Below are 13,554 nucleotides of genomic sequence, written 5' to 3' on the forward strand. Positions count from 1 at the left end.
CCATGACTGCGCAACAACCGTCTAATGCAACGGCAGCGGCTGAAAGTGCCGTGGCGATGGATGAACTTGATCGCCGCCTGCTGAATATCGTCCAGACCGGGTTCCCTATCGTTGCTGAGCCGTACAAAGAGCTTGGGGAGCAACTGGGCACTTCGGAGGAAGATATCCTGGCTCGCTTGCAACGTTTCAAAGATACCGGTGCGATTCGGCGCATCGGCGGCATCTTTGATTCCCGTAAACTGGGCTACCGTTCCACCCTCTGCGCCATGCGCGTTCCCGAAGAGCGCTATGACGAAGTCGCTGAAGTGATCAACGCGGTCCCCGGTGTGACCCACAACTACCGTCGCGAACATGAGTTCAACATGTGGTTCACCCTGATTGCTCCGTCGACGGAAGCGATGGAAGCGACACTGGATCAGATGCGCCAGGCCAGCGGCTGCGACATCCACAACTTGCCGGCGACCCGCTTTTTCAAGATCAAAGTCGACTTTAACCTTTAGAAGCCGTTCATCTTTGCATGCGTAAAAGCACGGACGCCATCGCCCGATCGTCATGATTGATCACGATGGCGTTTGCCGTGCTATCGATACGATGTGACTGAGAACAGTAAAGTCGATAAACAATAAGGATGCGTGAATACCATGTGGACTGAAAAAGACAAAGAGCTTATTCGTCTTTTGCAAGATGATCTGCCGCTGACATCGCGTCCCTATCAGGCGATCGGTGAGCAAATCGGTCTCACTGAAGAGGAAGTACTGGCAGCAGTACAACGCCTAAAAGATACCGGTGCCATGCGCCGTCTTGGCGTAGCACTGCGTCACCGTGAAGTGGGCTATACGGCCAACGGTATGGGTTGCTGGAATGTACCGGAAGAAAAAGCCGATGAGATCGGCAAGATCATGGCCGGTTTTCGGGAAGTTTCCCATTGCTACCAGCGTCCCCGGTTTGAAGGCTGGCCCTACAGCCATTTTACAATGATTCACGGCACAACCCGGGAAGACTGCGAAGCCGTTGCCAAGCGGATTTCCGAAGCGACAGGCATCACCGATTACCGGTTGCTTTTCTCTACAGTGGAACTGAAAAAGACCAGCATGCGTTACTTCATGGAAAAAGAAGCGTAGGAGGCGAAAATTTTGGCTCATCACGGCTATGAACGCTCGGAGGCAATGTTTGCTGAAGCGTTGAAAGTCATTCCCGGCGGCGTCAACTCGCCCGTGCGGGCATTTAAATCGGTCGGTCGTAACCCCGTGTTTATCGATCGGGCGAACGGTGCATACCTCTATGATGTGGACGGCAACCGCTATATCGACTATGTGCAATCATGGGGTCCCATGATCGTCGGTCATAACCATCCCGAAGTGGCGGAAGTGCTCAAAGCGGCTGTAGACCGGGGTACGTCCTACGGTGCGCCGACGGAACTGGAAACGAAGTTGGCCAACATGGTGCTGGAAGCGTTCCCGGCGATGGACAAGGTGCGTATGGTCAACTCCGGTACGGAAGCGACGATGAGCGCACTGCGTCTGGCTCGTGGTTTCACCGGCCGGAGCAAGATCGTCAAGTTTGAAGGCTGCTATCATGGCCATGCTGACAGCCTCTTGATCAAAGCCGGTTCCGGTGCGCTGACCTTTGGCGTGCCGACGAGCCCGGGGGTTCCGGCAAACATTGCCGCCAATACGATCACAGCACCTTATAATGACCTGGAAACGTTGCGGGAGATCTTTGCCCAAGTGGGCAGCGATATTGCGGCCGTGATCATTGAAGGTGTACCGGGCAACATGGGCGTTGTGCCGCCTCGTCCGGGCTACCTGCAAGGTGTACGCGAGCTGACCCAGGAGTTTGGCGCGCTGTTGATCTTCGACGAAGTGATGAGTGGCTTCCGCGTAGCTTACGGCGGAGCTCAGAGCCGGTATAAGATCGACCCCGATATCACCTGTCTCGGCAAAATCATCGGCGGTGGTCTGCCCGTCGGTGCTTATGGTGGTAAAGCGGAGATCATGGAGAAAATCTCGCCGGCCGGCCCGATCTATCAAGCCGGCACACTGTCCGGTAACCCCTTGGCCATGACGGCGGGAATTGCGACGCTGAATATCCTCAAGCGTCCCGGTACCTATGATGAGCTGGAGAAAAAAGCAGCTTATCTGGCCGATGGCTTAGCGCAAGCGGCGCAAGATGCCGGTGTAGCTGTGTCGACGAACCGCGTCGGGGCGATGTTTACAGGCTTCTTTACGGAACAGCCGGTCAATGATTTTGCTTCGGCCTTTACGTCTGATACGGAAGCGTTCGCGACCTACTTCCGGGCGATGCTTGACCGGGGTGTGTATCTGGCATGCTCGCAGTTCGAAGCGGCCTTTATGTCGCTGGCCCATACGCAGGAAGATCTGGATGCGACGATTGCGGCGGCAAGAGAGTCGTTCCAGGTGGTTGCGGAGAGCCGGAAGGGGTAAGTAATATAGTCAAGCAATAGAGATAAATCAAACTGAGCCTAATAGTTATGATTGGAAATATTCTAGCCAGCAGTGATGGAGATTACTGCCGGCTTTTTTTTGGACAAGTTCGTTGCAAACAGCTATGAGTTACATTATGATTTAGTTATATATTGAAAAGTTTGGGGACAACAAAAAGGATAAAATTTATGACTCAGAATATTGTTCCTGTGAGCCGGGATAATTCATAGAACAGAGGATCACAAAAGAACGGAGGAGTACTGTTGAAAAGAAGTTTTCTATCCTTCCTAACAACATCAGCCTTGTTGGCGTTAACGACAACAGCCTGGGCCGCACCTACCGTGACTGTTGATGGCCAAGCACTCGCTTTTGACGTGCCCCCCATCATCGAAAACGGCAGGACCCTGGTGCCGGTGCGGGCGATCAGCACGGCGCTGGGTGCCAACGTCAATTGGGATGTGGCCACCCAGACCGTAATCATCCAAAAAGCAGACAATAACATCCGCTTACCCCTCGGTGGTCAAGCCACCAAAAACGGCAATCCCATGGACCTTGATGTACCGGCTAAAATCATCCAAGATCGCACCATGGTTCCGCTACGATTTGTTTCCGAAGCCTTAGGGTGCCACGTCGTTTGGCATGACTCCACCCAAACCATTGCGATTACAGCGCAGGCCGAACCACAATCCCCATCGACGGCAACCAAAACCATAGACGAAAAAGATAACGGAAAAACGATCACGCGCTTCGCCTTCCTGACCAAACTGATCAAGGAGACCGACCTAAACCTCAATCACATTCGCTTCATCAAAGCGCCCGTTCCCAGCGACTACGTAACCGATGTTCCCCAGGAAGCCAGTTATGCTCACGATGTAGTCATCGCCGGACACTATAACATCATTGACATCGGACAAGCCTTCCGCCCCGATGATGCGATTACCCGTGAGGAAGCCGCCCTTTGGCTCGTAAAAGCATTGGAAAGTAAAAAAGGCTCCTTGATGTATATTCAACTTTTTCAGCAGTTCCGCGATGCCGATCAAATCGCTCCCGAACGGATGACCTATGTCCAGCGCGCCAGTATCATGAAGTTAGTAACGGCTGATCAAGCGGGAAACTTCCACCCGCAAGATAGGCTTTCACCAACCGACGAAGCAAGCCTTTGGATACAATACCGGGTAATTCTGTCACAAGCAAGATAAGCAACCCATAAAGGAAAAGCCGTCTCCCTGCGCGAAATAATGAGCAAGGAGACGGCTTTTTGTATATTGTAGATTACCCCAATTGATTTGCATCAACCAAGCAAAGCAGATAGCATGATGGTGTGCTATCAAGTAATGAAAAAAAGCTTCATGGTACCTGCGCCGTTTGAGCGGGAAGAATCAAGAAAGCAGTAGGAATGAGGCGTACGATATGGAGACAACGGCAATCAAGAATTTGCAGGTATTTACCTTAACCGATGAAAAAACCAACCAAATCTATTATGGCTGCAATCAGGAATGGTACACTTCCTTTTGGAGACGCCTTTCCGGGTGCGGTCCTTCCACCGCCTGCAATATCCTTTTTTATCTTTACCAGACCCGAATGGCCGGTGAGAAGGCCAAAAGATTCCATAATAAAGCCAACTGTGTAGCCTGGATGAACGAAGTATGGCGATATGTGACCCCGACCTTCCGTGGAATACCGACAACCAAATTGTTTTATGAATCGGTACTGGCCTATGCGCAGGCCAAGCAAATGAAAGTTACCTATAATGTATGCAACTTGCCGAAAGCCAAAGCATCCCGTCCCGCTTTCGATGAAGTCGTAACATTTTTAAAAGAAGCATTACGGCAAGACACACCGGTTGCCTTCCTTAACTTATGCAACGGCGAAGAAGTCAACCTTGAAGCATGGCACTGGGTGACGATAGTTGCGCTGGAGTGCTCCGGCGATGAGCGCTCTGTATTCGTCGATATCGCCGATGGGGGAATGATCAAGAAAATTGACCTTTCCTTATGGTACCGTACCACGAAAAAAGGCGGCGGCTTTGTTTACTTTGTTACAGAACCATAGGTTACAGCAAATGTCCTTAAGTTTAAAACAAATGAACTTAAGCTAATACAACTTTCCCTAAGCTAAAACAATTGGCCCAACCCCAACATAAGGACCACACCAAACAAAAAGGAAAAAGTCGCTTGCCCTTCATAGCCATGACCATGGGTTTCCGGGATCAGTTCACGGAAAGTCACATAAAGCATGGAACCGGCGGCAAAGCCCAATGCCAGCGGCAGCAGTTCATTCACTTGTGCCACCAGCACATAGCCGGACACGGCAAAAACCGGTTCGACCAGTGCGGCGCAGGCTAAAAAGAAAAAAGCGTTCCAACGGTTAATCCCTTGCTCCAAAAGCGGCGCCACGATCATCAGACCCTCCGGCATATTCTGAATGCCGATGGTCACGGCCATGAGCAAACCTAACGTGGCCTCCTCCGCGTAACCTACACCGACGACGAGTCCTTCCGGGATATTATGCAGCGATATGGCAATAAACGAAAGCCAGGCAAGTCGTCCGCCTTCAGGGAAAAACCGGATCAGCAAGGACAACAAAAGCGCACCGATCCCCATACCGGCAACCATCAACCAGTAATTATGCGCTTCACTGATCAGTGAAAAGGCAGCGGTAACCATCATGCCGGCAGAAAAACCAAGCAAGTTGTCACGCAGCCGGTGGCTTACCGCCAAAAAGAAAAAAGGTAAGCCACCAAGAATGGTCATCGAACCGGCCAGCAGCGCCATCAACAATACATCATTTATCATACGATTCCTTTATTATATATGGTAGTTGAGATTATCAATGACGGTAGGTAGTTGGCAGAAGGCAGTAAGTAGTAAGCATTTATGCCCCTATTGGAGTTCTTTTTTTCGCCCTTTTTTCCTGCTAGGAACGCTGTTCTTTTTACCGCATAAGATAAAGACAAAAGCGAAACACTATAGGCGGTTCGCTAAGAGAGGAGGAATCACATGTCTCGTCGCCGTCCTGTCATGTCCGAGAAGCTGAAATACGAGTTGGCCCAAGAATTAGGCTTTGCCGATGTGGTCGATCGTGAAGGCTGGGGTGGGGTGACCACTCGGGATGCGGGGAGCTTGGTACGTGCAGCGATTGAACGTGCTGAGCGAGGTGTGACGGGTTCGAAGTAATTCCAATTATCATTGGCGGCCAGGCCAGCGCAATTGATCGATCAAATGCGCTGGCTTTAATTTTTTATTATTTTCAATTCCCGGTGGAATTCGACAACAGGAGATCAAGTTTGGCAGTCGAAGTTATCTATCTATTAAGATCATGGATTGAAGTTATTATGACTAGATATATTATGATTAGATATATTATGATTAGATATATTATGACTTGATTATGACTTGATAGGAGTATGATGGCTTATGGATAGTCTGCGAGAGTGCGAGCCGATGGGAACACCGGTGGCCGAGCAAGGGGAAAGCCCGCTGTTGCAGGCTGAAAATGAGCAAAATGGACAACGAGGTGCTACTGAACGGGAGCAACTGATCAGAGAGATTGCCTTCTCTGTGTTAGAGAATCGTCCTTCAAGTGAGATACTTCCTTATATTTGTCAACAACTTGTTCAACTGTTTCACTTGAAGTTGGTGTGGATCGGTATCAAAGAAATAGATGGAACATTTAGTATTCTTTCTTCGGCGGGGAGTGCTTCTGGGTATCTACAGGGGTTGACCGTCCGGTGGGATCAGGGACCCCATGGAGAAGGGCCATGCGGCAAGGCAGTTCGTATGCGAACAAGTTCCTTTGTTACGGTGAAAGATCCGAATTTTGCGCCTTGGTGCGAACGGGCTCTCCGGTATGGCATTGAATCTACAGGTGCCTTTCCTCTGAAAGTGAGGGGGCAGGTATGGGGAATGATCGCTTGTTATTCGTCGATTGCTGATTTCTTCAATTCGATGCAGATTTCTTTTTTGGAATATATGGCTGACCAGATCTCGATTGTGCTGGATAGCGCCCGGTCGCGGGAAGAATTGGTACGGGCGAAGCAACAAGCGGAATCGGCCAGTCGCCTCAAAAGTGAGTTCCTGAAGATGATGAGCCATGAGCTGCGGACCCCATTAAACGGGATTCTTGGCTCGGCGGAACTACTGACTGAAATTGTACGGGAAGGAGAGCATAAGGAACTTACGACGATGATCATTAATTCAGCCAATACGTTACTGAATGTGATTAACCAGATCCTGACGTTTTCACGACTGGAAACGGAGAATCTGTCGATGACGATGGAAGAAATGAATCTATCGATCTTGGTTGAACATGTCGTAAAGAAATATGAACAGGAAGCGCTAAGCAAAGGCTTGAAGCTTCATCAACATATTGATCCGAGTGTAAGCAGTCCGTTCCGCGGTGCCCCTTTGCGTATTCAGCAAGTGCTGGACAGTTTACTTCATAATGCGCTTAAGTTTACGGAGGCCGGCGAGATCGCATTGCGGGTGAGCGCCGAACCGGTACCCACGATGACCGTTCCCGGTGTAACGATGGTTCGCTTTGAAGTAGCTGATACAGGAATTGGCATTTTGCCGGAAGTGCAGGAAAGCATTTTTCAACCCTTTACCCAAGTGGAATCTTCACTCAATCGTAAATACGGCGGGATAGGCATGAGTCTTGCTGTCTGCCAGCGTATTGTGCGGTTACTAAACGGTAACATCGGTGTAAGCAGTAACTCAGGACAGGGGTCAACTTTTTGGTTCACGCTGCCCATAGAACGAATTGCAGTGCCTGAGAGTGTACCGAAACCAACGATGTCGAACCAAGAAATCTTGAGGCAGAATGTAGTTATTCTGATTGTGGAGAATAATGGGAGCAATGCAATTCTACTTAAGAAACAGCTGAGAAAGATCGGCTTAGCTTCTGAAATTGCGGTAAACGGGCAGATGGCATTGAAGATGATGGAACGGGCAAAATATAGTCTGGTATTGATGGATTGTGAAATGCCGGTGATGGATGGTTTTACGGCCACTCGAATCATTCGGGAACGGGAACGCCGTCGAGGCGGTCATATTCCGGTCATTGCATTGACGGCCCATGCATTGGAGGGCTGCCGTGAGCAGTGCTTGGCTTGCGGTATGGATGACTTTCTCAGCAAACCGATCACGCGGGATCAATTACAAAATGTCGTGAATCAGTGGCTGGATACGCTTACCCATAGGTTGGACAACCGTTCAACGATCGTTCAATGATAGGATTGCTCCGATGACCTCCTGTGTTTTCGGGGCTTTTTTATCGTTTTGCCCGTTGGTGATTGCTTCATTTATTTTTATGGAGATGCGATTTTGAGTTCATGGGCGGCATGCGAAAGCGTCAGCCGGGTTACGGCGTACCTTCGTTGCGGTAAGGCGGCTTTTGTAGTAAAATTATGTATTATATCGATGCATCATGGCTTATCCTAATAAGACGAAGGATGTAACGTTAAGGAGGATGTTTTTATGCAGTGTACTCGCTGTCAACGGATGATCCAAGATGATTTTCGTTTTTGTCCTCACTGTGGAACGGAAACGGCACCGGCGCGTTGTCCCGGTTGTGGCAAAACTACCAATCCCGATTGGGCGGCCTGTCCTTATTGTGGTGTAGCCCTTAAAGGTGCGCCGCCACGTCCGGCCGCTTTTGTGCCGCCGGCAGCGCCGATGCCGCCCCATCCTCCGGTACATCCCCATCCCGGTGGGACGGTCTTTGGCATCCCGGTGCATGGACGGCATTACAGTTCGTCTGCTTATAAGCGTAAAGGTTTTTTAGGCCGCCTGTTCTCATCGTGAACGCTGACCACACCATCACGGACGTATCAACTGGAGGCGCTGCTCGGCTTCGGTAGCTATGGAGCTGTTGTCCGGGCGTGGTATGATGGACACCCCTATGCGATCAAAGGTTTCTGGGATCGCGGCGAAGGTATCGAGATTACGCGATCACGCTTTGCAACGGAAGCAGCGATTTTACGTAGCATCGATCATCCACAGGTGCCAAGGTGTATCGAAGCTTTTGAGCGAGACGGTTGCTTTTATCTGGTGCAGACCTATGTAACGGGGGAACCCTTGAGTGCACAGGTGATGGCCGGTGTACGGTTTACGGAAGAGCAAGTAGTGGCGGTGCTGGATCAATTGCTGGGCATCTTGCAGGCGATCCATGAATCCGCCCGGGGGGCATGGCCTGTCATCCACCGTGACTTGCGCTTGTCCAATGTGTTCTGGTCGAATGGGCAGGTGTTTTTGATCGATTTTGGCTTGGCCCGGCGTATGGGCTGTCCGGCTGATCAAGCGTTGACGGATCCGGTATCGGTTCGTGCCGATGCCGATGGGCCTGAATGCAATGCGTCAGGATGCCAGCAATCATCGATCGAAGAAAGCGCCGATAGGCGTTACCGTATCCGTCGCCGGGCGATTAGTCCACAAAGTGACCTTTTTGGTGCCGGTGTGGTGGCCGTCGATATGATGGTCAATCATGTGCCGCCGGAGATTCGCGATGGGCAAAAGTGGGATCAACTGGTGCCGCTTTCGCCGGGAATGATCGCTTTTTTGCGCCGGCTCATGGGAGAAGCGGCTGTGGAAGCTTGGCCATCGGCGGCGGAAGCGCGGGCAGCGCTACACCGGTTGATACGTACCTGAGTTCGATGGTCGACAGGGTCTCTTGATCTCGGTCCCGGTTTTTGGCTTATTCGTGGCCCTATCCGCGGTCTTATCTGTAGTCTTTTCCGTAGCCTTTTTCGTGCCTTCCTTTGCCGGTGGGTTTTCCGCCGCGCTTTCCTGAGAGGACTTTTGGGCGGCCGCGGTCAAGAGCAGGCCACCGACGGCAACGACAAAGTTACCCAGTACGTTCAGATCGTCGGCACTGAGGTCATCGATGATGAGGATGGCAATGAGGGCAGCGATGATCACCAGTTCTTTGGGGCTAAGGCCTTCTAATAAGGACATACTGAATCGCCTCCTCTTGATTAGATTATGTGAAAATCGAAAATTGGGAATAACGAAAACCGGAGGTCTGCTCATGTGGAGCGACCTCCGGTTTGGCTTTTGATTGGTGCTTGTGCTTTGGTAAAAATAAGAGTTCGAATCAGGGGAGCGGCCAGTCCTCGTGATCAGATTTTGAACTGACTGCTCAAAGCTTTTAACTGTTGAGCAATCTCATCAAGATGATGAATCGATGTGGTAAGTTCCTTGACAAAGTCCAATTGCCCCTTCGCTGCAGTAGCGATGCGCTCGGCGTTACCCGTTGTGATCTGGACACCTTGTTCGACGGAATGAATCTGCGCAACAACTTGTTGGCTTTGACTGGCCATTTGCTCAATTTGCTTGCTTGTATTGCTGACTTGGACGGATAAATTGACGGCTGCTTGTTCAATGTGGGCAAAGGTCTCACCGGTTTTTTCGATGAGGTGTGATCCTTGGTCTAATACAGCCATTTCGGCTTGCATAGATGCGATCGCTTCAGCGGTATCTTTTTGAATGCTTGAGATGATGTCATGAATATCTTTGGCGGAACGGGCCGACTCTTCGGCCAGTGTACGAACTTCTTCAGCGACAATGGTAAATCCCCGGCCCTGCTCACCGGCACGGGCGGCTTCAATGCTGGCATTTAACGCTAAGAGGTTGGTCTGCTCAGCGATGCCGGTGATGACGTCAACGATCTGTCCGACTCTTTGCGAGTTGTCGCCAAGGTGATTAATGATGCATTCCGTATCTTTGGCTTTTTCCATGACCGTTTTCATCTGATTCACCGTTTTATTGACGACTTCCATGCCCGCGTGAGCGGCATCACTGGTTTTTTGGGTAAAAAGGGAAACTGCTTCAGAATCGGTGGCAACTTGCTGAACGCTGGAGGTCATTTCTTGCATCGCCGTAACTGTTTTTTTCACGTTGCCTAAAACCTGGTGAAACGCCACTGTAATTTCTTGTACAGATGCGGAAATTTCTTCGCTGGCTGTGCCCAGGTGTTGGGCATTGGATGAAAGTGTGCCTGTGGATTGGGCAACCGTCACGGCATTTTCATTGGCTCCCTTGACAAGCGCCCGCAAACCTTGGACCATCTGACTATAGGCGCGGCGCATGGCTTGGATTTCCTCATTGCTGCTGACCTGCTGAATTTGCTCTTCGCGCAAATCACCTTCAGAGACTCGTTTTAGGAGCTCTGTTGTGATGTTCATCGGGCCGGCAAAACGGTTCGACATCACAATGCCAAAGCTGACGGCAAGCAAGGTGCTGAATGTCAAAACTGCGAGAGCGATGATGGTCAAGTTGGTTTTGGTTTCCACACTAGCCAAGATCGGGATCGAAGCAGATAGGGTGGCAATCTCTTGTCCGTTGATATCGATGATCGGTTGGTAAGCAGTCAAATACGTGGATTCATGAATGACTTGCTTGGTGATGCTGCCTCCGCTGTTGGCTTGTTGTGCAAAGGCAGGATCAAGGGCAATCGGGACTTGACCGCTGGTATAATGAATAACAACTTGCGAACCCGTAATGTTTTGAATGGTTTCCAAGTGAGCCTGTCCAAGATATTGACCGAAGAGCAGGTAACCGGACGAATTTCCGTTACCTTGGTTTTGGAGAATCTGAGCGGTACCAATAATGGCGAGGCCTTTCGAGGTGATAAAGAGTCCGCTTTTTACTTTTTGGCCTTGCACAACCGGGGATAAGATGGGATGGGTGGTCATATCACCGGAGAAATCTTCGGAACCCGAGTTCAACAGCATTTTTCCATTTTTGTTGCAAACCAATAAGAAATCCAGATCTAAGTCTTCCTTAATCGGGACATATTGTTCTTTGATCCAAGCTACGTTTTCTTGGTCAACGGCATCGTGGGCATCAGTCCAGAATGCATTAGTGCGTACAGCTAGTTCCATTTGTTGATTAAGTACGCTCATTGTATTGGTGGCCGCTTTGCCGGCAAAGAGGGCTTGCTCTTGCTCCATGGAGGAAAGGCCCCGACTGATGCCGATGAAAGCGATCCCTCCGCCAGTAAGAATGGGAAACAACGCAAAGAAGAGCAACGTGACTAAAATCTGTTTTCGTATCGTCATGGGCCTTCTCCTTAATGGTTTATTGATGGTTACAGCTAATTCATTTTAACATAATTAGTATTTAAGTTATAAATAATATTTAAAGGATGTATAGTGCATTTGATGTCCGTAAGGAGAAGCTCAAAGATACTACTGTTATACCAGTGCTAATGTTACGAATTGGTTGTAATAGGTGTTATCAGTGCGCGTTGATCATTTTTGGACAACAACGCAATGTTCACAACGAATGCTATAGTAACCATGAGCGACGCATGGTCAGGGAGACGTACCGAGAGCGTCTCCTGCAACTATAATGTGAAGGGTGGACGAGAATGAGAAAAGCACTGGCAACGATCATGGCAGGTATCTTTGCAGCATCACTTTTTTTCCTGACAGGACCGAATCCAGCAGATGCTTATTGGGCCCGGTACAGTACGTCGCAAGCGATCTCCAAGTATAACAAGTACATCAGCAGCTACCAAAAAGACGAAGTTCCCAAGATCGCCAAATGGCGTCAGAACTATCAATCGATCAACGGCAGTTTGGCCGATCAATTGGTGGAACGAGCGATCTGGTACATGGACCAAGGCTACATGGTCTATGGCCATCAATACAAAGGCTATAAAGACTATGGCATTGTTGATTGCTCGAACTTTGTTTCGCTGGTCTACAGTGATCTCGGCTTTGACATTACGACAACAGCGAAAAAGTATAACACCGTCGGTACTCGCGTGAACGGTGTCTATGCGGCCAAACAAGGCAGCTACTGGACGATCAAAGGCACAGAAAACCTGCGCCCTGGTGACATTTTCACCTATTGGAAAAAGGACTCCAGTGGTAACAAGTACATCGGCCATGTCGCGATTTTCATGGGTATGGTGGACGGGAAACCCTTAGTCATCGGCACGGCCGATACGAACAATCCCACGGCCATCGGCATTGTTGATGATGTTCGCTACTGGTGGGGCAGCAATTTCTACACCGTACGGCGAGTATTGCCGGAAGGCTCCTGGACACCGGGGCAAACGATTGCCGGCCATACGCTCAAAGCACCGGTAATTCCGAAAAAGTATCAATTGCCGCCACGTAAACCGGTGATCCAACCCTTGTCGCCGGATCGGCAGATCGCACCGCTGAGTAACGTCACGCCCTATACTGTACGATCGGGTGATACCCTCTGGAAGATTGCCCAAGCCAACGGGGTGACGGTAACAAAAATCAAAAGCTTAAACAGGCTTACGACCGATTGGCTTTATGTCGGCCAAAAACTGCTGTTACCGACGCCTTCGTATATCGTCGAACCGGGTGATACGCTCCAGCGTATTGCCACGAAAATCGGTGTAAGTCTTACGGATTTGCGCTTGGCCAATCCAACATTGATTAACCCGAACTATCTGTATGTAGGACAGGTGCTGCGTCTGCCGAAAACAACGACGGTGACCCTGCCGACGATGCCAACGGCACCGGCGACAACACCAACGACAACGATACCGACGACAACGTCACCAACACCAACGACGACAACACCGGCAACAACGACGCAGCAAGAGTATACGCGCCAAGTTGCTGATCTGGTAAATGCTGAACGCGCCAAGGCCGGTCTGGCCCCGCTCAAATTGGACAGCAACTTGAGCAATGTAGCCCAAGTGAAAGCCAAAGACATGATCGTCAACAATTACTTCTCCCATACATCGCCGACCTATGGATCGCCTTTTGATATGATGAAATCCTTCGGGATCAACTATTCCTGGGCAGGCGAGAATATTGCCAAGGGACAAACCTCACCGGCCCAAGTGATGCAGGACTGGATGAACAGTTCCGGGCACAAGGCGAATATCTTGAATGCCAACTATAATACGATTGGTGTAGGCTATTATCAGGGTGCTTGGGTGCAGATGTTTATCAAGTAGTGGTATTAGCAAGAGAACGTAAGTTAAGAGAACGGTATTGACCAACAAAGCGCAGCGACGCCCAGATGAAGATCTGGGCGTCGTTTTTTTTTGATGATCCAAATTTGATTGTTACTATTCAATGAATGATTGGAAATAAGTGATTGACATCTATTGATTACAT

Annotated in this window: 13 protein-coding genes; 10 read left to right on the forward strand and 3 right to left on the reverse strand. The window is 49.9% G+C overall.

Translation table 11 applies throughout. The features are described from left to right. Positions 1-2 precede the first annotated feature (2 nt). The 5 genes from ahbA (at position 3) to EDD73_RS09700 (ending at position 4,496) form a co-directional block, all read left to right on the forward strand. On the forward strand, positions 3-500 hold the full coding sequence (ahbA, locus tag EDD73_RS09680; protein WP_243116877.1) for a siroheme decarboxylase subunit alpha: 498 nt from the start codon (positions 3-5) through the stop codon (positions 498-500). A gap of 141 nt (positions 501-641) precedes the next feature. After that, a complete protein-coding gene (gene ahbB, locus EDD73_RS09685) occupies positions 642-1,121 on the forward strand; it encodes a siroheme decarboxylase subunit beta (RefSeq protein WP_131919587.1) in 480 nt (159 codons plus the stop codon). A gap of 12 nt (positions 1,122-1,133) precedes the next feature. Beyond that, entirely contained in the window at positions 1,134-2,444 is a 1,311-nt protein-coding gene (hemL, locus tag EDD73_RS09690; protein WP_264672924.1) for a glutamate-1-semialdehyde 2,1-aminomutase, read from the forward strand. A gap of 263 nt (positions 2,445-2,707) precedes the next feature. After that, positions 2,708-3,643 carry a copper amine oxidase N-terminal domain-containing protein gene (locus EDD73_RS09695; RefSeq protein ID WP_131919588.1) on the forward strand — a complete coding sequence of 312 codons (936 nt, stop codon included), beginning with the start codon at positions 2,708-2,710 and terminating at the stop codon, positions 3,641-3,643. Positions 3,644-3,854: 211 nt separating this feature from the next. Continuing rightward, positions 3,855-4,496 carry a hypothetical protein gene (locus EDD73_RS09700; protein ID WP_131919589.1) on the forward strand — a complete coding sequence of 214 codons (642 nt, stop codon included), beginning with the start codon at positions 3,855-3,857 and terminating at the stop codon, positions 4,494-4,496. A 62-nt stretch (positions 4,497-4,558) separates the two neighbouring features. Here EDD73_RS09700 and EDD73_RS09705 read toward each other — a convergent pair whose 3' ends face one another. Beyond that, a complete protein-coding gene (locus EDD73_RS09705; protein WP_131919590.1) occupies positions 4,559-5,239 on the reverse strand; it encodes a ZIP family metal transporter in 681 nt (226 codons plus the stop codon). 204 nt (positions 5,240-5,443) lie between these two features. On the opposite strand from EDD73_RS09705, the gene EDD73_RS09710 reads away from it, so the two are divergent. The 4 genes from EDD73_RS09710 to EDD73_RS09725 all read left to right on the forward strand — a co-directional run bounded on the left by EDD73_RS09710 (position 5,444) and on the right by EDD73_RS09725 (position 9,091). After that, complete coding sequence (locus tag EDD73_RS09710; protein WP_131919591.1) at positions 5,444-5,620, forward strand: small, acid-soluble spore protein, alpha/beta type; 177 nt, start codon at positions 5,444-5,446, stop codon at positions 5,618-5,620. Between the two features lie 240 nt (positions 5,621-5,860). Next, a complete protein-coding gene (locus EDD73_RS09715) occupies positions 5,861-7,675 on the forward strand; it encodes a GAF domain-containing hybrid sensor histidine kinase/response regulator (RefSeq protein WP_131919592.1) in 1,815 nt (604 codons plus the stop codon). Positions 7,676-7,921: 246 nt separating this feature from the next. Beyond that, positions 7,922-8,248: a zinc ribbon domain-containing protein gene (locus EDD73_RS09720; protein ID WP_131919593.1), complete on the forward strand. Its 327-nt coding sequence runs from the start codon at positions 7,922-7,924 to the stop codon at positions 8,246-8,248. A gap of 30 nt (positions 8,249-8,278) precedes the next feature. Next, complete coding sequence (locus EDD73_RS09725; protein ID WP_264672925.1) at positions 8,279-9,091, forward strand: serine/threonine protein kinase; 813 nt, start codon at positions 8,279-8,281, stop codon at positions 9,089-9,091. On the opposite strand, the gene EDD73_RS09730 is transcribed toward EDD73_RS09725, so the two are convergent. Both EDD73_RS09730 and EDD73_RS09735 read right to left on the reverse strand, forming a co-directional pair. Then, positions 9,068-9,397: a hypothetical protein gene (locus EDD73_RS09730; protein ID WP_131919595.1), complete on the reverse strand. Its 330-nt coding sequence runs from the start codon at positions 9,395-9,397 to the stop codon at positions 9,068-9,070. The two genes, EDD73_RS09725 and EDD73_RS09730, sit on opposite strands and share 24 nt — an antisense overlap. 164 nt (positions 9,398-9,561) lie before the next feature. Next, positions 9,562-11,502, reverse strand: coding sequence for a methyl-accepting chemotaxis protein (locus EDD73_RS09735; RefSeq protein ID WP_131919596.1), 1,941 nt, complete (start codon positions 11,500-11,502; stop codon positions 9,562-9,564). A gap of 311 nt (positions 11,503-11,813) precedes the next feature. Here EDD73_RS09735 and EDD73_RS15545 point away from each other — a divergent pair, with 311 nt between their 5' ends. Further along, the gene (locus tag EDD73_RS15545) at positions 11,814-13,391 is read left to right on the forward strand and encodes a LysM peptidoglycan-binding domain-containing protein (protein WP_207668856.1); all 1,578 of its coding nucleotides are present in this window, start codon (positions 11,814-11,816) and stop codon (positions 13,389-13,391) included. The last annotated feature ends 163 nt before the right edge of the window (positions 13,392-13,554 follow it).

Origin of the sequence: Heliophilum fasciatum (assembly GCF_004341395.1) — a bacterium.
GTDB classification, from domain to species: domain Bacteria; phylum Bacillota; class Desulfitobacteriia; order Heliobacteriales; family Heliobacteriaceae; genus Heliophilum; species Heliophilum fasciatum.